Source organism: Alloprevotella sp. OH1205_COT-284 (assembly GCF_003859795.1).
Classification (GTDB): domain Bacteria; phylum Bacteroidota; class Bacteroidia; order Bacteroidales; family Bacteroidaceae; genus Alloprevotella.
In genome coordinates, this window is sequence record NZ_RQYI01000021.1 from 21,462 (window position 1) to 43,135 (window position 21,674).

Below are 21,674 nucleotides of genomic sequence, written 5' to 3' on the forward strand. Positions count from 1 at the left end.
GGCAGTGTAGGTTTTCGGAAAAACTACCTACATTCATATCTTATCTGTGTATCATTGACTTAACTCCTTTCTGTGTATGATCGTAAACCGCCATATACACTCGCATATTACTGAAATTCAGCGGTGTGCAGGGCACAGTGTATGTTTTTCGACGATTTTACGAAACATTTCGAGGGTAGATTGACCAATGCCTCTGCCGAATCATTCAATACAAAGATTAAAACATTCGGAACGCAGTTCGGAGGAGTGAGAGATATTAAGTTTTTCATGTATAGACCGGCGAAACTCTATTCTTGATGACAAAAGGGGCTTGCCCACCGAGATTATCCGCTGACCCGAAAGACTGCTGAATAATGATGGAGTGCTATGAGACTTTGTAATCATAAAAAATTATTGGTGTCCAGTAAAGTTTAGGAGGTTAGAGATTTTGAGCTGAAATCCTTCATTTTTCGTAAAAACAACCTTCTGAAAGGGCATTACGAACAGAAAAGCAGCTTGACCATGTTAGAAATGATAGTATGGAAAAATACAAGCCCCTATTTCGTTTTTCATAGAAAGTTACTTTATAACAGCGAGTTTTGAGGTTGATTCAGTTTTTTACCGGACAGCAATAATAAAAAATCTGCAAGTTTCGCACCTCGAAGATACTAAAACTTGCAGATTTGACAAAGGATTTAGGAATTTATATCACTGAATATCAAATATTAAATAACCATTTAAGGAACGACTAATTAATCAAAATGCACTTCAAATATAGTATGGAGTTCTCTTTTTATGGATGTTGTCTTATGAAACGAATTGTCAAGATGTACTAATCCTTTGAGTGCATTAAGATTGCATGCAACATCAAGAACATTGTTTAGTTCCGATGATATGCAGGTAGATTGTTTAAAAGTCTTATTACGAGCTTTTTTTTGCGGATTTCTTGCGTTTAGCAAAGTAGAAATAACCATATCATTCTCTAACCCACATTGTTTAGCTCTCATAAGTGCTGTTTCATATCCTTCTTTATCAACTCCTATTGCTTCATTAGTCCATTCACTTGAAAACTTGTTGCTTTTTGCTTCTGATTCACTCGACTTGATTTTTATTTGCAAATCACCCTTTGGAATAACTGCATTAAATTCCTCGTCAATATCACGCTGCTTAAGCCCAATTAGTAGTGTTTCCCACTTAATGTAAGTCGCCCCAAGATCAGTTAAAATGTTTACGATTTCTCGTATTTTTGCTTGCAGAACAGTATCTTCATATTCTTGCAAAAGGACATACCGGTCATCAAAAGGACATTTTAAATAGGTTTGTCCATATTCACACAATTCAGAAGAGAGAGATGCAGGCAGAAGGTCTTTATCAAATTCGGGATCGATAATCATTAGAGAAGATGGAATCATTTCCGAATTTTTCTCCCATTTCCAAGAACCAGCTATTTTTTGTGGTTCGATTCTGATCACATTTGGTTGGGTATTCATAATGAGATGATTTGCTATTTTGTATTAGGTGAATCAAATGATATTGAATCTATAGTTTCAATAGTCGCTTCTCGAGTTTTATTTGTTGCGCTTGCCACACATGTGTAAACGAGATAGCCTATTGCTCCTCCTATTATTATTGTCATAAGAAGAGTTATTAGAAGATTCATTTTTTTTTTCTCAGATACGCTTATATCATCAGAAACAATCTCAAAATTATGTTTTGAACTGATTGACATCAACTCATCTTTGGCTTGTTGTAAACTCATCATATTATTGATGTAAGCCATAAAAGGAATTCTTCTTCCATTTTCATCTAGGTTACTGTATCTACCTTTTATGATGTATGACTTTTGTCCACCTTTCCCTTGTATGAATATTTCACATTTTGAACCATTCTGAATTTTTCTATCTGAATCTGTTGCGCATAAAACAGAATATAGTCTTTGAAATCTTTCGTCAGAATGAGAAATAAGAGTCCCATTAAGAAAGAGCTTAGTGTCAGCATTTATGCTGTCTTGTACCCATAAAATATTATTAATCATATATTCATCTTATTTTTGAGGTTTTCTAAATCTGATTTATTTGTGGCATTTATTACCATTATATTTGCCTTGGATAATAGATCCGTTAGTTTGTGAGTTTGCTTCAACTCATTAGTTATTTCTTTGGCCTTGTTTTTATAATCTGAAACCTTGTCAGCATATGAAATTACAAGATAAAAATTATCATTGTCCAATTGACTTCTGAATTTGTTTTCTATAAAACCAAGTCTTGCAATGACATCTCGTTTGTATGAATCATTATTTAGATAATCATAAATACTGAAAAAAAACATCACAGCTTTTGGGGTACTCGTACAAATTGCTTGTTCGTAATATAGTTTTATATTTTCTTCTTGCCCACCATAGTCATATCCACTCTTGATCTTTATGGAGTCACCATTCTTTTTTTTAAAAGTGAATGGGGGAAAGGACTCTCTATCAAACGTTCCCGCATTTTTATATTCTACATTCCGCAAAAAACAAAGCCATAAAGTTTTACCAGAAGCAAGAGGTCCTAATACAATCAGTTCTTTTGCGTCTTTTGACAGCTTATGCCATGCTCCAATAATAGTTACTAATACAGCAAATAGGAGGTAAATTGGATAACCAAATGGTAACATAAATATTTTGTTCTTAAATTTTAGTATTGATTACATGAGTTCCACATTCAGCTCAATATTATTTAAACATCCTGCCTTTTTGATGTCGATACCGTAGATACGGTAGAAAGCATCAATAACGCATTGACCTCCATTGGTGGAAACAGGGTTACTCATAGTCTTAGTAATTACCTCTACTGACATGCCTGGCTCTATTCGTATGCCATTGCAGTTCTTGATACGCTTTGCTGTAATTCTAAATCTTGCCATGGTTACATTGCATTACATGGTTAGTAGATAATAACAACCTCATATTCATCGTGCCTATAAATCGTTTAGGACAACATTGGCTTATGGTATATAATTGGATACACTCAAACGAGAAATCTTTCCTTTGAAATTACCGGTTTTTTGGAGCGGGAAAACGAGTGTGCGCTGATAATACATTTTGGCAGCACTGTAAGGGTCGGCCGTAGCTCCGGCTGCACCGGCATTGGCACTGACTCCACCAATGGTGAGAGGATAGAGAGCCTGACGAAAACGCCCATCGACAAGCAGTCGGGTTTCTTTGTTCGTACCTTGAATGGTAAGACGTACTTTCTTGCCTTTCGGCACGACATAGTCGAACTCGTTGAGATACCCCTCACGCTCGAAAGCAAGTTTGCCGCCATTGGGCGAAGCGAGATAGACCGTGGCATTGGGGGAGGTGAAGAGTACGTTGCCGGGGTTGACTTCTTCGGCATGGAGATCGAAAGAAACGGAATAATCGTAACCTATTTCCTTTCCAAACCAATCCAATGTGCTGTTGGGGAGTAATTCGAGGGCAGGATATTCGACGGCGGTACGGGTGTTGCGCCCCAGCGTGCGTGCCAACTCGTCTACTCCGGGGGCTTCGCTCAAATAAAGAGCTCGGTGACTGAACTCTTCGTAAGGAAGAGAGGTCTTTGTCGCTGTCCAGCACTTGACGGAGAGCGTTTGAAGAGCGGGCATGACGCGGTGGTGAATGTCCTTGACGGTGATGCCGTTGCCGACGTGATCGTTCCACACGGCAAACATACCGCCGAGCAAAGAGGGGTCTCCGTCTTCAAACTTGACCTTGCCGATTTGAGCGGGAGTCCAGCCTTCGTAGAGCCAACGACAGTTGAGATAATCGTAATAGTAGCCGGCGGCGGGCACGATGTAGACATAGCCGTCGGGAATGCTGATGAGCTGATAGCCCAACTCCTTCATTTTGACGGGATCGGCATAACCGTTATACCATATCTGCATCACGACATTGTCGCTCTTGACGGGAGTGTCGCCCTTGGCGTGAGTGAGTGCTCCCCAAGCCACGGCCTGCTTGCCGTGCTTCTCGACGTGGCGGATGAGGTGGTCGGTGAGTGCACGAAACTTCTCGACAATGGCTTTGTCTTTGTTGCTGTATTCGTCGGTGCCGATGTGTACTCGCTTACCGCGGAAGACGGGGCGCGGCCCTTGGCAATATTCGGTAAATAGGCTGTCGAGGAAAGGCACGAGATGAGGATTGTTGAGATCGAGATGATCAAGACCGTATTCCTCAGACCCCAGCGAGGGGCGATAGTGACTGAAAGCCAAAGAGTGGGCAGGAACGTCGATTTCGGGAATGATCTCGACAAATTGTTTTTCGGCCTCAATCTGGAAGTCTATGAACTCTTTCTTGGTATAGCTTCCGTCTTTGGCGGTGAGGCCGGGGAAGAAATCGCTTTCGAGCCGGAAAGCGGCTTGCGTCTTACTCCAATCGTTGCCGAAATACTGCTTAAATCCGTTGTCGTTGAGATGCACTTGGAGGCAGTTCATTTTATAGTAGGCCATCACGCTGACGAGTTGGCGAAGATAGGACATGGGAATGTATTTTCGGCCGCAATCAATCATGAATCCGCGCAGAGGATAAGCCGGAAGATCGACAGCTGTTCCGCGAGGGAGCGTGCGAGAAGCGGTCTGCTCACTGATTTGCAATATGGTGCGCGTTGCCCAAAAGGCTCCTTGTTCAGTCACTGCGGATACGGAAGCGGTGGTGCCGACACTGAGTTTGTACCCCTCTTTTCCGAGTGGCTCTTTTTCATTCTCCGCTTGCAAGGCAAAAACAAAATCTCCTTCTTTGGGCTGCCCGGAAGTTAATACGAGAGAACGGCCGAAGAGTGTGCGATAATCGGCTGCAAACTTCTCGGCTACGGCGCGAAGCTGCTTGCTCTTTACCACGACTCGACCGGAAGGCAGGAAATTTCCTTCGCCACCTTGCCAAGAGGTGAGTTCGGGAACGACAAAAGGTTTGGAATTGACACGTTCTGCAACGGCGAAAAGCGTTGAACACAAGAAAAGGATAAGCGTAAGAATCTTTTTCATAAGAAAAATTAGAAGATAAAGAAAAACTGAAATCAAACGGCAGGATAACCATCGCCACTGCCATGGTTATCATCAAAAGGCGTACTCGGCAAACAGGATTATTCTTCGGGAAATTCCAATCGGGCTTGGGCGAGATATTCTGAGGGCAAACGATCGGGATAAATCTGTCGAAAGAATTGCTGGGTTCGAGTGGGATCTTCGTAGATGGAATAGGCCAACCAAAACATATATTCGGGAATGCGGCGCAAACGGCGAGCGGCAAAAGCGAGATAAGGGGCTGCAAGGGTTGTCCCGTTTTCAGTGACTTTCAACAGGGTATCCCAAATTTCGCTCATTGTTTCGAAAAGGTTGGCTTCGCAGAGTATCTGCGCCATGCGTTGCCGAGTTTCAGCCGTCAGCGTATAGGTGGAAAGGTAATGAAGAAGAGCCTTCTTGCCGAAATCCTGTTCGCCATAGTTGAAACACAGTTGTGCGGTTTGCAAAAGGACATCGGCATAGCTCGTCCCCAAAGAGCAACAACCGAGCAGCGTGTCATGAGCACGACGAAAATCTCCTTCGGCAGCGTAAGTCGTGGCAATATCTCCAAGAATACGTACTTTGTCGGGGTGCTCGTTCGGACAGGCTTGGTTGGAGCGTGAGAGTACCTTTCGGGCTTCAAGCATTTTTCGTTGATTGATGAGAATTTCTCCGGCCGAAAGAGCCATGGTATAATCTGTGGGATATAGGAGCCGATAATTGTCGTAGACTTCCAAAACCTCGTCGTATTTTTCGAGTCCGAGAGCTGCTACGGCTTTGAAACGCAGGGCTTTCTCGTTTTTCGGGTCGATGGCCAATGCAAAATTGGAGGCTTCGGCACATTTTTCGAAGTTCTTGCTTTCATTGCTCACATCGGCCAACATGATCCATGCGTCAAGATCGTAAGGATCGTTGTCCAAGACTTTTTCCAACAACGAAACGGCAGATGGGGTGTCGCCGAGCTGAAACGCACATTCGGCCAAAAGAATTTGTGCACGATTATATTCGGGTTCCGAAGAAGTGATTTGCTGCAAATACTTCTGTGCTCGTGCAATACTTCCGTAATCGATAAACAACTCTCCCATTTCGAGCAACAAGTCGGAAACACCCATCGGCTCCTCTTCGCCGTCGAGCGGTAGTTGTGCGTCTATGTCGCGTTCGATGCGAAGCCCTTGGTTGAAAAAAGATTCGGCACGTTCAAAATCGAGCTCACTCAATGCTTTTTCTCCCCAAAAGAAACAAACATCAAGGCAGTCTTGTTCGGATATGCTTTCGACCACTTGAACGGCCTCCTGCCAGCGACCCTCGTTTTTAAGGCGATAGGCACGACGAATTTGCACCTCCGGATTGTCGGGATGTAGACGGAGCGCAAGGCGCATACATTCCTCGGCTTCAAAATACTGATTGTTTTGCTCGTAATGGTCGAGTATATCCAAAATGTCGGGGGCATCCATCCATAAAGGAACGGAAGCCTCCGACAATTTCTGTTCGTATTGACGAACCAAATGCTTTACTTCGTTTGGTTCTCGCTTCATGATAAATAAATGAAATGAACGATTTCGGACAACAACACATAATGCCTCTATACAGCTTTGTGTCACGAAAAGGCGTGGTGGTCTTTGAAATCATTGTGAGGACGCGCGATGCGCCCTCACAAGAAAAACTTGTTGACAATATATTTACTTTCCCTTGTCCTCCTTCAATGAAACGGTGCTATTGAAGATGAGATGTTCGGGCGTGGAATCCGGATCGACGTTATAATATCCGGTGCGAGTGAACTGCAAATAGTCAAACGCCTTTCGCGTGAGCAGGAACTTTTCGACAAACGCACGTTTGTTGATACTGATGCTGTTGGGGTTGATAAAAGGACGCATTGCCTCAATGCCCCTAACACCGTGTTCCTCCTCATACTCTTTGATGGCATCACGAGGATTTTCACAAGTCCAAAGACATTCGTAGTTACGTACTTCGGCCGGCAAACAATGATCGCAACTGAGCCAGTGAATAGTGCCCTTTACCTTGCGATTGGCACCTTCGGTTCCGGCTTTCGAAGTCGGATCGTAAGTGCAATAGATTTCTTCCACTTCGCCTGTTTCTTCGTTTCTCTTACAACCGGTGCAATTAACGATATACGCACTTTTAAGACGCGTTTCCTTACCGGGATACATGCGAAAGAATTTCTTGTCGGCTTCTTCCTTGAAATCCTCGCGTTCAATCCACAATTCGCGGCTGAATTCGATGATATGTGTTCCTTCTTCGGGACGTTCGGGGTTGTTGACAACTTCGAGCTCTTCAACCTGTCCTTCCGGATAATTGGTGATGATGAGTTTGACGGGGTTCAACACAGCCGAAACACGAGTGGCTCGCTCGTTGAGATCGGCACGAGCCGCACTTTCGAGAAGTTTCATGTCATTGAGAGCATCGAAAACGGTATAGCCGATTTTATCAATGAACTTACGGATACTCTCGGGACTATAACCACGACGACGAATTCCGCAAAGCGTCGGCATTCGGGGGTCGTCCCAACCGTCTACAACTCCTTCTTGGGTCAAAATAAGGAGATTGCGCTTCGACATCAACGTGTAGTTGAGGTTGAGTTTGTTGAACTCAAATTGACGCGGACGATTGTCGGAGAGATCTTCTCCACGAGTTTCTTTATACCAGTCCACAAAAAGATCGTAAAGCGGACGATGAGGCACAAACTCCAAAGTGCAGATAGAATGTGTCACTCCTTCCAAATAGTCGCACTGCCCATGCGTGAAGTCGTACATCGGATAAGCATTCCACCTATTACCGGTGCGGATGTGAGGCATGTTGAGTACACGATACATGATTGGATCGCGGAAGTGCATATTGTCGCTGGCCATATCTATCTTGGCACGCAACACCATCTTTCCCGGCTCAATGCGACCACTGTTCATCTCTTCGAAAAGTCGGAGAGATTCCTCAATGGGACGATTACGATAGGGACTTTCCTGTCCGGGACGTGTGGGGGTTCCTTTCTGTTGTGCAATCTGTTCGCTTGTCTGCTCATCAACATACGCCCGACCTTGTTTGATCAAAGCCACGGCAAACTCCCAAAGATCTTCAAAATAGTCCGAAGCATAAAGTACTTTTCCCCAATGATAGCCCAACCATTCGATGTCGCGCTCAATGGCTTCGACAAATTCATGATCCTCTTTCTGAGGATTGGTATCGTCCATGCGGAGATTGCACACCCCTCCGAATTTTTCGGCAATGCCGAAATCCAAGGCTATGGCTTTTGCATGTCCGATATGGAGGTAGCCGTTGGGCTCGGGCGGAAAGCGAGTTTGCAACCGGCCGCCGTTCTTTCCGGCTGCCAAATCATCTTTCACAATTTGCTCAATGAAGTTGAGCGTTTCTTTTTTTTCTGTTACTTCTTCGGGAGTAGTGCACATATTGCTTTGCTTTACTGTTGCTGAGTATTAAATACCTCAAATCGCATGGAGCATTGATCGATTCAATTGGCCATTTCGGAGAAGAATTTGATACGCACCATGCGGATTTCCTCTTCGCTGTAATCATTTCCCAATTCTTCAATGGCTTCGCCAAGATTATCCGTATCGGATTCTCTGAAGTAATCATAGATGTCCAACACACTATCTTCATCCATAACCTCGTCGATGAAATAGTCGATATTGATTTTCGTTCCGCTGTAAACGATGGCTTCTATCTCATTGAGTAAATCACCAAACTCTATGCCTTTGGCCTTAGTGATTTCGTCGAGAGGCATTTTTCGGTCAATGCTCTGAATGATGTCGACTTTGATTTGCGACTTTTTGGCCACGGTTCGAATTCGAATATCTTCGGGACGTTCGATTTCGTTGTCTTCGCAGTGTCGACGAATCAATTCGCAGAATTTCAACCCATAACGTTTCGCTTTTCCCGCTCCGACACCGGGTATGTTCTGCAATTCGTCCACAGTTTGAGGATAAATCGTCGCCATGGCTTCGAGAGAAGCATCTTGGAAAATGACATAAGGCGGAATATCAAGCTCTTTCGACATCTTTTTCCGCAAATCTTTTATCATCTGATACAAAATGGGATCAAGAGCGCCGGCTGCCCCATTCTGCATGGGGGTATTTTCTTCATCTTCCTCAAAATCATTATCTTCCACGATTTTGAAGCTTGTCGGTTTCTTCAAGAATTTCTTTCCTGCCGGAGTAACTTTAAGTACGCCGTAATTATCAACATCTTTTTGCAGATAGTCTGCAATCAATGCTTGACGAATCACCGCATTCCATAAGTGTTCATCCTCATCATCTCCTGCACAACCGAAATTCTCTAATTCATCATGATGGTGTGCCATAACCTCTTCGGTTGAGTTACCCATCAATATATCTTTGATATAGTCATCACGAAAATGTTCTTTTGTATCCAAAATCACTTCGATGACTTTACATAAATGTTCTTTTCCTTCCACTTGTTTCTTGGGATTTTTACAATTATCACAATTCCCACAACTCTCAGGTTCATACGTCTCTCCGAAATAGTGGAGCAAGAGCTTACGACGGCATACGGCAGACTCGGCATAAGCCGCTGTTTCTTTAAGAAGTTGTCTTCCTATATCTTGTTCGCTTACAGGCTTTCCTTCCATAAACTTTTCGAGTTTCTGCAAATCCTTGTAAGAATAAAAAGCCAAACAATGACCTTCGCCACCATCACGACCGGCACGACCGGTTTCTTGATAGTAACCTTCCAAACTCTTGGGTATATCATAATGAATGACAAATCGCACGTCCGGTTTATCTATTCCCATTCCGAAAGCGATTGTTGCCACAATTACATCTATATCCTCTTTTATAAAAGCATCTTGTGTATCAGAACGCGTTTGTGAATCCAAACCGGCATGATATGCTGCCGCTTTTATGTCGTTTGTACGCAATACTTCTGTCAGCTCCTCCACACGTTTACGAGACAAACAATAGATGATGCCACTCACTCCGTGATGAGCCTTAATGAACTTTATCAAGTATCGCTCAGTTGCTTGCGTTTTTTGTTTTACTTCATAGAAAAGATTTGGTCTATTGAACGAACTTTTAAATTCTGCAGCATCCTGCATTCCCAAATTTTTCTTGATGTCGGCTCTCACCTTTTCTGTGGCTGTTGCCGTCAAAGCGATGACAGGAGCATTTCCTATTTTACTAATGATAGGACGTATTTTCCGATATTCGGGTCTGAAATCATGTCCCCACTCCGAGATGCAATGCGCCTCATCGATGGCGTAAAAAGAGATTTTCACCGATTGCAAGAAATCAATATTCTCTTCTTTTGTCAATTGTTCGGGGGCGACATACAAAAGTTTTGTACGCCCGATCATAATATCGTTCTTCACCTTATCTATCGCTGATTTTGTCAGCGAAGAATTGATGAAGTGAGCAATTCCGTCGTCTTCACTCGTTTGACGTACGGCATCCACCTGATTCTTCATCAAAGCAATGAGTGGAGAAATAACGATCGCAACTCCATCCATTATCAAAGAGGGCAACTGATAGCAAAGCGACTTACCACCTCCCGTAGGCATCAAAACAAACACATCTTTGCCCGTAAGCAAAGTGCGAATGATGGCCTCCTGATTGTCTTTGAACGCATCGAAGCCAAAAAACTTCTTGAGTTGTTCATGAAGATTGATGTCGGTTGTCATAGTTACGTAGAGTAAGAATATAGGTTACTTGCTCTCGCAAAGTTATAAACAACTTTCGACATTTACGACCATTAGAGGAGTTTTTTTTCATACAAAGCAGCTAAGACAAGCTCTTTTTTGCCGTATTCACATATCGTTGAGATGAAAATCCGATCTATTTCGATTTTCATCTTCCTATTTATTTACCAAACCAAGTAAGTTTTGTATATGCCTATAAGAATTGTGTTTGATCTTCTATGTAGATTAAATCGATTATTTCTTTGTCAAGCCTCTATCTCTCTATTCGTTTTTTCAAATTGAGCACGAGCGTATGGCAAATCAACGGTTAGCTGTTTATGTACATTTGAAGGAGCATCAAACATTGCATCCATCATAATTGTTTCCACGATAGAACGTAAGCCACGCGCCCCCAGTTTATAATTCACTGCTTGTTCGACAATATAATCCAACACCTCCGGTGCAAAAGTCAGTTTCACGCCATCTAATTCAAAGAGTTTGATATATTGCTTTACGATAGAGTTTTTGGGTTCTATCAATATATTCCTCAGAGCCTCTTTATCCAAGGGTTTCAGATATGTCAGCACCGGCAAACGCCCTATGATTTCGGGTATCAGACCAAAAGATTTAAGATCCTGAGGCTCTACGTATTGCATCAGATCGCTTGCATCGATTTTCTTCATATTCTGCACAGAATTATACCCCACCGTGTGCGTATTCAATCGTTGTGCTATTTTCTTTTCGATGCCGTCGAAAGCTCCTCCACAGATAAAGAGAATGTTGCGTGTATCCACTTGAACATAGTCTTGATCGGGGTGTTTTCGCCCACCTTTGGGAGGAACATTGACGATACTGCCTTCCAAGAGTTTAAGCATTCCCTGCTGTACTCCTTCACCACTGACATCACGCGTAATCGAAGGGTTATCGCTTTTACGAGCAATTTTGTCTATTTCGTCGATGAAAACGATACCCTGCTCGGCCTTTTCCACATCAAAGTCGGCCACTTGGAGCAGACGCGAAAGAATACTCTCCACATCTTCCCCCACATATCCGGCTTCCGTAAACACAGTGGCATCGACAATCGTGAAAGGGACTTTCAGGAGTTTGGCTATCGTGCGTGCCAAGAGAGTCTTCCCCGTTCCGGTCGAGCCGACCATGACAATGTTGCTCTTTTCGATCTCCACACTGTCGTCTTCGGCTTTTCCATTGCTGCGAATACGTTTATAATGATTGTACACAGCCACAGACAAATATTTCTTGGCAGCATCCTGCCCGATGATATACTGATCGAGATAAGTTTTAATCTCTCTCGGAGTGGGCAATGTTCCAAAATCTTCGCTCGATTCTTTTTGGTGGCTTTTTCTTAGGCTCTCATCTGCGATACGCTTGGCCTGATAGGCACAATCGTCACAAATAAACCCGCTTATGCCTGCGATGAGCATACTCACCTCTTCGGCACTGCGCCCGCAAAAAGAACAATGGTCTTCGTGTTGGTGTTTTTTTGCCATTACTATTCGGAGGTTATTCTTTTATCTTTTTCGTCACTTGGCATTGGTTTTCTCCTTTTGCCCCAAAGACTCGGTTTCCATTATTTGCGCACGAGGACTTGATCGATCATACCGTATTCGCGAGCCTCTTCGGCCGTCATCCAGTAGTCGCGATCACTATCTGCCCACACTTTGTCGAACTCCGTATGACTGTGTTTGGCCACAATCGTATAAAGTTCTTTTTTGAGTTTCATGATTTCGCGCGCCGTGATTTCGATGTCGGAAGCCTGCCCTTGTGCACCACCCAGCGGTTGGTGTATCATTACACGGCTATGGGGCAATGCCGAACGCTTGCCTTCCGCACCTGCCACAAGAAGCACGGCAGCCATAGAAGCAGCCATACCGGTACAAATGGTAGTCACATCACTTTGAATGAATTGCATCGTGTCATAGATACCCAGGCCGGCATAGACACTACCGCCCGGCGAGTTGATGTAAATCGAAATATCCTTGCCCGGATCGGCCGAATCGAGGTACAATAATTGGGCTTGGAGCGTATTGGCGGTGTAGTCATCTATGGGTGTTCCGAGAAAGATGATGCGATCCATCATCAATCGACTGAACACGTCCATCTGAGTCACATTGAGTTGCCGCTCTTCGAGGATATAGGGATTGAGATATTGATTTTGCGCGGCTACGACATCGTCGAGCACAAGCGAGTTGATACCCATGTGGCGGGTAGCATACTTTCTGAAATCCTGATTCATGACGGAAAAGTTTTGATATTCCCCTGTAAAGCAAATGGGGCAAACGGAAAAGAGTCGTTCCATTGCCCCATTTGCTATGCAGGGTTCGATCGGTGATTAGTTTTCAAAGAGTTTTTGGAACTCCTCTACGCTTACACTCTTGCGGTTGAGCTTCACCACATTTTTGAGAGCGGCAGCGAGTTTCTCGTCGATGCAACGCTCTACCAAACCGTTCACTTGATCGCCTTTTTTGAGCATTTCTGCGGCATATTGTTCGAGATATTCCTCAGGCACATTATTCATGCCATATTGCATAAACTGAAAACGAGTAGCTTTGATGGCTTGCGCCTTCACGTCGGCATTGTCCACTTTGATGTTTTGTGCGCCGACAAGTTGCTCTTTAATCAAGTGCCATTTGAGTTCTTCGATGCTCTTGTCGAAATTTTTCTCCACATACTCCTCTCCCTTGTCGGCATTTTGCTCTTTCATGAAGCGTTTGAGAAGTTCGAGAGGGAATTCGAGTTCACCTACTTTCTCTTCCGCATATTTGCGGACATCAAGCAGGAACTTATAGTCACTGTCGGCCACGTGTTGCGTTTGCATCAACTCTTTCACCTTGGCACGGAATTCCTCTTCTGTCTTCACCGTACCGGGTTCGAATATGCGGTCAAAGAACTCTTCGTTCATCTCTGCGGGCACGAAGCGGCTGATCTCCTCCACTTGAAACGTAAAATTGCCTTTGTGGTTTCCGGCCTCTTCCTTGCTCACTTTGATCAAAGCTGCAAATTCATTTTCGCTGTGTGCTTCAAACGGATTGAAAGTGATGACATCGTTCACCTTTGCTCCGGCAAAGATTGCCTTTTGCTCATCATTTTTGAAGTATGCAGGCATCAAACTGGCTTTGTCGATATTGATACCCCCTTCGAGCACATTGCCGTCTGCATCCTGCTCGGCAAGAGCACCGCGAAGAATGTCGCGTTCTTCGTAGCTTTCCACGTTTTCGGGATGGCCGGCTTGCTGTGCAAAGTTTTTCACCTGTCCGTCCACTTGTTCGTCGGTCACTTCGATGTCGTAGAAATCCACCATATCGTCGGCCGTGAGTTCCACTTTGAATTCGGGAGCAAGTGCAATGTCAAACAAAAACTCGAAGTCGTCCTGTTTTTCAATATCTTGTGGTTGCTGTTTTTCAGACATCATGGGCTCGCCGAGGATGTTCATTTTATTGTCTTGGATGTAGCCCATAAGCTTTTCACCCAACATACGGTTCACTTGATCGGCTTTGACCTGAGCACCAAATCGCTTTTGAATCACAGAGGTAGGCACCTTTCCGGGGCGGAAACCGGGCATCTCTGCTTTGGCACTGATATTTTTGAGTTCCTTCTTCACTGCATCCTGATAATCTGCCTTCTCCATTTTCACGGTAATGAGGGCAGTTACACCGGACTGTTCGAGAGTAATGTTCATGGTGTGTCTTGTTATTTTTGATATTATGTTGATCCTTCTTTTGTTCTCTTTTTTACAAAGAAATAAAAAGCACGTCCACTCATTTTCAGCCAATAGGAAGGTGACGCGCCCACATTTTAGCGAGGCAAAGATAGTGCTTTTTTCGCGAAAAAAGCGTATCTTCGCAAAAAATTATTCTTCGACCGAACATACACAACATTTTCCCTTCTACTATCCCGGCTCTTTTTCACGCCATGTTTGTTTGCGAAAAGGAAAACAAGATATTACCGGAATCGCCATGAGAAATTTCTTCTCATCCGTATCACGGAAAGTTCGGTTCGTCGTTCGCGAGAAGATGTTTATCATACATTTTACTTTTGTCCGCTTTTAAAATTATATGACAAAACAAAATTTGAGAATCGTTTATATGGGCACTCCCGACTTTGCCGTAGCAAGTCTTCGTGCATTGGTCGAAGGAGGCTATAATGTTGTGGCCGTGGTCACCATGCCCGACAAGCCTATGGGCAGACACCAAACCGAACTTTCGCAAAGCGCCGTCAAGCAATATGCCGTGAGCCAAAGCCTCCCCGTCTTACAGCCCGAGAAACTCAAATCGCCGGATTTTCTCGAACAGCTCCGTGCGCTCCGTGCCGATCTTCAAATCGTGGTGGCTTTTCGCATGCTGCCCGAAGCTGTGTGGAGCATGCCTCGCCTCGGCACGTTCAATCTCCACGCCTCGCTCCTGCCTCAATATCGCGGAGCAGCTCCCATCAACTGGGCAGTCATTCATGGCGAAACGGAAACAGGGGTCACCACATTTTTCCTTGACCGCGAAATCGACACGGGAAAAGTGATTCATCGCGCCACAGTTCCCATTCTCTCCACCGACAATGCCGGCTCCGTACACGACAAATTGAAGAAAAGAGGGGCAGAACTGGTGCTGCAAACCGTCGACGACATCATTGCCGACAACGTTTCTCCCATCTCTCAAAGCGAACTTGCCACAGATGCCCCCATTCGTCACGCTCCCAAAATTTTCAAAGAGGACTGCCGCATTGATCGAAACAAAAACGTGAAGCAAGCCTTCGACTTCATCCGCGGCCTCTCGCCCTATCCGGCTGCCTGGACGGAATTAGTGGATGAAAAAGGCAGACGGAGCGTTCTCAAAATCTATGCCGCCTCTCAGGAACAAACTCATGTTTCCGAGCCCGTCGGCCAAGTGGTGTGCGATGGCAAAAGCTCGTTCAAAATTGCCTTTTCCGACGGCTATCTCCACATGGAAACTCTTCAACTCGCAGGAAAAAAACGCATGAACGTCATCGACTTTCTACGTGGTTTTCATCCCGAAGGAGTTTTGCGCATAGAATAACTTTTTCGTTTTTCCAACTCTTCACATCATGCCTCTCTCTCATTTTCTCAATTCCAACGTTTACACCACGGGCGAAATCAGCCTCGAAACGGTTCGGGAGCAAATCAAAAACGAGCATCCGGAGTTTCGGTACAAACGCACCCTTCCTGCCGAGTGGGCACCGCAAAGCGCCATACAACTCACTTGGCCGCACCAACAAACCGATTGGCGCGACATGCTGCCCGAAGTCACGACGACCTACGTTCGCATGGCTTACGAAATTGCCATGCGACAGCCACTGATTATCGTTCATCCCGACACCGAAGCGATCGGTAGCTTTCTCCGACAGCAACTGCCTCAATCGGCCATCGAAAATATCCGTTTCGTTCAAGCTCCCTCCAACGACACTTGGACACGTGACCATGCCTTTCTTACCGTTGTCGGCACGGCGGGAGCCGAACTGCTCGATTTCCGTTTCAACGGTTGGGGTGGAAAGTTTGAAGCTTCGCTCGACAATGCCCTCAACCGCCGACTTTTCGACGCCGCCCTTTTCAAAGGCCGCTACGAAGACTGCAACGGTTTTGAACTCGAAGGCGGAGCCATCGAAAGCGACGGAATGGGCACACTGCTCACCACCGAAGCCTGCCTGCTCAACCCCAACCGACGACGAGAGGGCGACCTCATTCCCATTCCCGACCGCATGCAGGTGGAAATGTTGCTGCAAGACCGCCTCGGCATAGAGCGAATACTCTGGCTGCGCAACGGCTATCTGGCCGGCGACGACACCGACTCCCACATCGACACTCTCGCCCGCCTTTGTCCCGACAACACCATTGTCTACGTCAAATGCGAAGATCCCAATGACGAACACTTCACCGCCCTCCGAGCCATGGAGGCCGAGCTGCAAGTGTTCCGCACGGCGGGGGGACATCCCTATCGCCTCATCCCCGTGCCTTTGCCCGCCCCATGCTTCGACGAAGAAGGAGAACGTCTCCCGGCCACCTATGCCAACTTCCTCATCATGAACAAGGCCATACTCATGCCGATTTACGGCCAACCGGACAATGACGAAACCGCGAAACTCGCCCTGCAAAAAGCATTTCCCTCACACGAAATCGTGCTCATCGACTGCCTTTCGCTCATTCGCCAGCACGGTTCTCTCCACTGCGCCACGATGCAATATCCGCGAGGCGTTTTCTCTCTCTAACCCTACCTCAACCCTCCTTTCATGAAAGTAGCCCTCATCCAAATGGCCTGCACGGCCGATGTAGAAGACAACCGCAACAAACTCGCGGAACGCATTGCGGAAGCCGCCAACAACCAAGCCGAACTCGTCGTGCTGCAAGAGTTGCACAATTCGCTCTACTTCTGTCAAACCGAAAACACCGATCTTTTCGACCTTGCCGAACCCATACCCGGCCCTTCCTCCGAATTCTACGGTCGGATTGCCCGTCAACACTCCGTAGTTCTCGTCACCTCGCTTTTCGAACGACGCGCCCCCGGCCTTTACCACAACACCGCCGTCGTATTTGAAAAAGACGGCACGATCGCCGGAAAATATCGCAAAATGCACATCCCCGACGATCCCGCCTATTACGAAAAATTCTATTTCACGCCCGGAGACCTCGGTTTTCACCCCATTGATACCTCTGTGGGACGTCTCGGCGTACAAGTGTGTTGGGATCAATGGTATCCCGAAGGAGCACGTCTGATGGCACTTCGCGGTGCCGAACTGCTCATATATCCCACTGCCATCGGCTACGAAAGCAGCGACACCGTCGAAGAGCAAGAGCGTCAACGCGAAGCATGGACCACCGTACAACGCGGCCATGCCGTGACCAACGGTCTGCCCGTCATCGCGGTCAATCGCACTGGACACGAGCCCGATCCGAGCGGACAGACCAACGGCATCCGTTTCTGGGGCAGTTCTTTCGTTGCCGGTCCTCAAGGCGAGCTTCTCTATCGCGCCGAGAAAGACGAAGAAACGGTCAAAGTCGTAGACATTGATCTCCGCCGATCCGAAAACGTGCGTCGTTGGTGGCCTTTCCTACGCGACCGCCGCATCGAAGAGTTTTCTGGGCTTTCTCGCCGTTTTTTAGATTAAATGGTCGTTTCCGGGTCAGTAGATAAAGCTCTTTTTTAATTCAACTATTACTTCTAAATAAAAGATTATCAATAAGAAATAGATGATAAGTTGTTTTTCACAGAACAAAGATACTGATTTGTAGGCAAATCACAACTAAGTTATGCAGGTAAGAAATATTTTTCTTGTTGTTTTTCACAGAACAAAGATACTGATTTGTAGGCAAATCACAACCATATGTCTAACGTTTTAATATTCATCTACGTTGTTTTTCACAGAACAAAGATACTGATTTGTAGGCAAATCACAACATGAAGCCGACAAGCCATTGGATAACGTCTGTTGTTTTTCACAGAACAAAGATACTGATTTGTAGGCAAATCACAACATACGCCGTTATCGGATTAACCGAAAAAATGTTGTTTTTCACAGAACAAAGATACTGATTTGTAGGCAAATCACAACTGTACATATTCTTACGTTTTAAGTTTTTGAGTTGTTTTTCACAGAACAAAGATACTGATTTGTAGGCAAATCACAACATCTTTCTTTTATAGAGCTCATGAGTGTCAGTTGTTTTTCACAGAACAAAGATACTGATTTGTAGGCAAATCACAACAGACCCGATCCACGCCCAAGGTCTGCGCATGTTGTTTTTCACAGAACAAAGATACTGATTTGTAGGCAAATCACAACGACATCTGGAAGTTGATGACCGAGTATTACGTTGTTTTTCACAGAACAAAGATACTGATTTGTAGGCAAATCACAACTGAAAAACATTCACGGCATAGATCCGGATGGTTGTTTTTCACAGAACAAAGATACTGATTTGTAGGCAAATCACAACAATAGAGTGTTTTGTCAATCTATCTAATTGTTGTTTTTCACAGAACAAAGATACTGATTTGTAGGCAAATCACAACAGATTGAATTATCTTTTATAAGGATTTTTGTTGTTTTTCACAGAACAAAGATACTGATTTGTAGGCAAATCACAACGTAATTCTCCAATAAGTTTTTCTGAGTTCTGTTGTTTTTCACAGAACAAAGATACTGATTTGTAGGCAAATCACAACAGATTTACCGGAGGAGCTTATTAATCGACTGTTGTTTTTCACAGAACAAAGATACTGATTTGTAGGCAAATCACAACAATGCCTGAGTGAGGTCTTGCACGCCCCCCGTTGTTTTTCACAGAACAAAGATACTGATTTGTAGGCAAATCACAACTCACGAAGGTAAGACGCGATATACTCGTCAGTTGTTTTTCACAGAACAAAGATACTGATTTGTAGGCAAATCACAACCCTCCGTGCGCCATTTGCCCTTGCCATAGAGTTGTTTTTCACAGAACAAAGATACTGATTTGTAGGCAAATCACAACGGCTTTTGAACTTCACCAACCACTTTCTCAGTTGTTTTTCACAGAACAAAGATACTGATTTGTAGGCAAATCACAACTATTATGGGGTGGAGGAGACGGGAGTCGAAGTTGTTTTTCACAGAACAAAGATACTGATTTGTAGGCAAATCACAACACTCCATATATCTATGGCAGAACTCCGGATGTTGTTTTTCACAGAACAAAGATACTGATTTGTAGGCAAATCACAACTCTATTGCTTTCAAATGGATAGGACAAATCGTTGTTTTTCACAGAACAAAGATACTGATTTGTAGGCAAATCACAACCAAAAAGTGTTGTTTTTGAAAAGAGACAAAGTTGTTTTTCACAGAACAAAGATACTGATTTGTAGGCAAATCACAACTGCTCAAAATTACTATTATGAAAACCAACAGTTGTTTTTCACAGAACAAAGATACTGATTTGTAGGCAAATCACAACACAATTGCTGTCAAATAAGCACTGAAATCTGTTGTTTTTCACAGAACAAAGATACTGATTTGTAGGCAAATCACAACCATTCTTGAATTCTCGCGCCTCGAAACGGCGTTGTTTTTCACAGAACAAAGATACTGATTTGTAGGCAAATCACAACGCAAGATTAAAACTGCCATAGGGTGTGTTGGTTGTTTTTCACAGAACAAAGATACTGATTTGTAGGCAAATCACAACAGCTCAATCCTCGACGCTTGCTCATTGTTAGTTGTTTTTTACAGAACAAAGATACTGATTTGTAGGCAAATCACAACTCGAATTCGTCGAGGAGGGTGTCCTGCATGGTTGTTTTTCACAGAACAAAGATACTGATTTGTAGGCAAATCACAACTAGTTATGGGTTGCGCAGATGCTCATTGTCGTTGTTTTTCACAGAACAAAGATACTGATTTGTAGGCAAATCACAACCCCCCTGCAATCCTTGAATGCCCTGAATGGTTGTTTTTCACAGAACAAAGATACTGATTTGTAGGCAAATCACAACTATTACCAGAGATGATTGAGTTTTTGTTCCGTTGTTTTTCACAGAACAAAGATACTGATTTGTAGGCAAATCACAACTAACAAAACCAAAGGGATAAACAAAAAATAGTTGTTTTTCACAGAACAAAGATACTGATTTGTAGGCAAATCACAACCAAAGCCGCCAACTCTTCGGCGTTCTTGCCGTTGTTTTTCACAGAACAAAGATACTGATTTGTAGGCAAATCACAACTCTCATTGACATAGCAATAGGTGAGGGTGAGTTGTTTTTCACAGAACAAAGATACTGATTTGTAGGCAAATCACAACATGAAGCCTACAAGTTTAGGCCAACTACGGGTTGTTTTTCACAGAACAAAGATACTGATTTGTAGGCAAATCACAACCAGATTCAGACAAGCACCAAGCCGACGGACGTTGTTTTTCACAGAACAAAGATACTGATTTGTAGGCAAATCACAACAGTTCTTCATTGAATGGTAACATAATCCCTGTTGTTTTTCACAGAACAAAGATACTGATTTGTAGGCAAATCACAACCGCAACCGCTTTCACCCACCACCCAATGAAGTTGTTTTTCACAGAACAAAGATACTGATTTGTAGGCAAATCACAACCCGTGGGAAGTCGAGGGCGAAGAAAAAGACGTTGTTTTTCACAGAACAAAGATACTGATTTGTAGGCAAATCACAACCAAACGTATTGGCTGCGGGGGCGCAAGCGGGTTGTTTTTCACAGAACAAAGATACTGATTTGTAGGCAAATCACAACCGAGGTAGGCCAATAGGCCTCCTCTACTGGGTTGTTTTTCACAGAACAAAGATACTGATTTGTAGGCAAATCACAACTGAGACTACTTTGGTAAAACAAATAGGTCTCAGAACAAAGATACTGATTTGTAGGCAAATCACAACTAGGTTTCTTATTTTCCAATTTGTCAGTATGTTGTTTTTCACAGAACAAAGATACTGATTTGTAGGCAAATCACAACTTTTCGCAAATTTTCTCGGCCAAGTAGCGAGTTGTTTTTCACAGAACAAAGATACTGATTTGTAGGCAAATCACAACTAGTTTGGCCTTTCTTTACTTTAGGTTCAGGTTGTTTTTCACAGAACAAAGATACTGATTTGTAGGCAAATCACAACGTGTAGTGATAAATAGCCGCTTTCTCTGTAGTTGTTTTTCACAGAACAAAGATACTGATTTGTAGGCAAATCACAACATAGATGAAAGATAAACGTTTATTTTGATAGTTGTTTCTCACAGAACAAAGATACTGATTTGTAGGCAAATCACAACAAGAACGGCTGATACTCTTCGATATGGCGAGTTGTTTCTCACAGAACAAAGATACTGATTTGTGGTTCATCCGACATTTGGAGTGATGCGGTTCTAAAAAGAAGAAAACCGCTGAACAAATTGTATATTTGAATTAGCACAAACAAATATGCAGCTATGAACAGCAGTTTTCTATATCATGCTTGGGGATTGTATCACCACAAGTGTCTACGAGAGGAATACAAAGGTAAT

General features: G+C 44.1%; 15 protein-coding genes and 1 CRISPR repeat array. Of the genes, 4 read left to right on the forward strand and 11 right to left on the reverse strand.

Annotation, left to right across the window (positions count from 1 at the left end; all coding sequences use genetic code 11):
- The first annotated feature begins 123 nt into the window (after positions 1-123).
- Complete coding sequence (locus tag EII14_RS06355; protein WP_370242068.1) at positions 124-297, forward strand: transposase; 174 nt, start codon at positions 124-126, stop codon at positions 295-297.
- A gap of 434 nt (positions 298-731) precedes the next feature.
- Here EII14_RS06355 and EII14_RS06360 read toward each other — a convergent pair whose 3' ends face one another.
- From EII14_RS06360 to tig, 11 genes are all read right to left on the reverse strand, one after another.
- Positions 732-1,469 (reverse strand): hypothetical protein, encoded by a 738-nt coding sequence (locus EII14_RS06360; protein ID WP_124931713.1) that lies wholly within the window; start codon positions 1,467-1,469, stop codon positions 732-734.
- 14 nt (positions 1,470-1,483) lie between these two features.
- Positions 1,484-2,014, reverse strand: coding sequence for a hypothetical protein (locus EII14_RS06365; RefSeq protein WP_124931714.1), 531 nt, complete (start codon positions 2,012-2,014; stop codon positions 1,484-1,486).
- Positions 2,011-2,634: a hypothetical protein gene (locus EII14_RS06370; RefSeq protein ID WP_124931715.1), complete on the reverse strand. Its 624-nt coding sequence runs from the start codon at positions 2,632-2,634 to the stop codon at positions 2,011-2,013. The genes EII14_RS06365 and EII14_RS06370 overlap by 4 nt, the downstream gene beginning before the upstream one ends.
- 30 nt (positions 2,635-2,664) lie before the next feature.
- The gene (locus EII14_RS06375; RefSeq protein ID WP_124931716.1) at positions 2,665-2,883 is read right to left on the reverse strand and encodes a DUF6140 family protein; all 219 of its coding nucleotides are present in this window, start codon (positions 2,881-2,883) and stop codon (positions 2,665-2,667) included.
- Positions 2,884-2,964: 81 nt separating this feature from the next.
- A complete protein-coding gene (locus EII14_RS06380) occupies positions 2,965-4,974 on the reverse strand; it encodes a family 20 glycosylhydrolase (protein ID WP_124931717.1) in 2,010 nt (669 codons plus the stop codon).
- Between the two features lie 98 nt (positions 4,975-5,072).
- Positions 5,073-6,524 (reverse strand): tetratricopeptide repeat protein, encoded by a 1,452-nt coding sequence (locus tag EII14_RS06385; protein WP_124931718.1) that lies wholly within the window; start codon positions 6,522-6,524, stop codon positions 5,073-5,075.
- Between the two features lie 144 nt (positions 6,525-6,668).
- Positions 6,669-8,408, reverse strand: a complete 1,740-nt coding sequence (locus EII14_RS06390) for a glutamine--tRNA ligase/YqeY domain fusion protein (RefSeq protein ID WP_124931719.1) — start codon at positions 8,406-8,408, stop codon at positions 6,669-6,671.
- A gap of 62 nt (positions 8,409-8,470) precedes the next feature.
- Positions 8,471-10,654, reverse strand: coding sequence for a DNA helicase RecQ (gene recQ / locus EII14_RS06395; protein WP_124931720.1), 2,184 nt, complete (start codon positions 10,652-10,654; stop codon positions 8,471-8,473).
- A gap of 263 nt (positions 10,655-10,917) precedes the next feature.
- Positions 10,918-12,159, reverse strand: a complete 1,242-nt coding sequence (gene clpX, locus EII14_RS06400; protein ID WP_124931721.1) for an ATP-dependent Clp protease ATP-binding subunit ClpX — start codon at positions 12,157-12,159, stop codon at positions 10,918-10,920.
- Positions 12,160-12,239: 80 nt separating this feature from the next.
- Positions 12,240-12,905 (reverse strand): ATP-dependent Clp endopeptidase proteolytic subunit ClpP, encoded by a 666-nt coding sequence (clpP, locus tag EII14_RS06405; RefSeq protein WP_124931722.1) that lies wholly within the window; start codon positions 12,903-12,905, stop codon positions 12,240-12,242.
- Between the two features lie 96 nt (positions 12,906-13,001).
- Positions 13,002-14,348, reverse strand: a complete 1,347-nt coding sequence (tig, locus tag EII14_RS06410) for a trigger factor (protein WP_124931723.1) — start codon at positions 14,346-14,348, stop codon at positions 13,002-13,004.
- A 376-nt stretch (positions 14,349-14,724) separates the two neighbouring features.
- Between tig and fmt the strand changes: the two genes are divergently transcribed.
- Genes fmt through EII14_RS06425 form a run of 3 tightly spaced genes read left to right on the forward strand, consistent with a single transcriptional unit; the run spans position 14,725 to position 17,779 of the window.
- Positions 14,725-15,696 carry a methionyl-tRNA formyltransferase gene (fmt, locus tag EII14_RS06415; protein ID WP_124931724.1) on the forward strand — a complete coding sequence of 324 codons (972 nt, stop codon included), beginning with the start codon at positions 14,725-14,727 and terminating at the stop codon, positions 15,694-15,696.
- Between the two features lie 28 nt (positions 15,697-15,724).
- Complete coding sequence (locus EII14_RS06420) at positions 15,725-16,882, forward strand: agmatine deiminase family protein (RefSeq protein ID WP_124931725.1); 1,158 nt, start codon at positions 15,725-15,727, stop codon at positions 16,880-16,882.
- A 21-nt stretch (positions 16,883-16,903) separates the two neighbouring features.
- Positions 16,904-17,779, forward strand: a complete 876-nt coding sequence (locus EII14_RS06425) for a carbon-nitrogen hydrolase (RefSeq protein WP_124931726.1) — start codon at positions 16,904-16,906, stop codon at positions 17,777-17,779.
- Positions 17,780-17,868: 89 nt separating this feature from the next.
- Positions 17,869-21,520: a CRISPR direct-repeat array (repeat unit 36 nt; unit sequence CAGAACAAAGATACTGATTTGTAGGCAAATCACAAC).
- Positions 21,521-21,674: the final 154 nt, after the last annotated feature.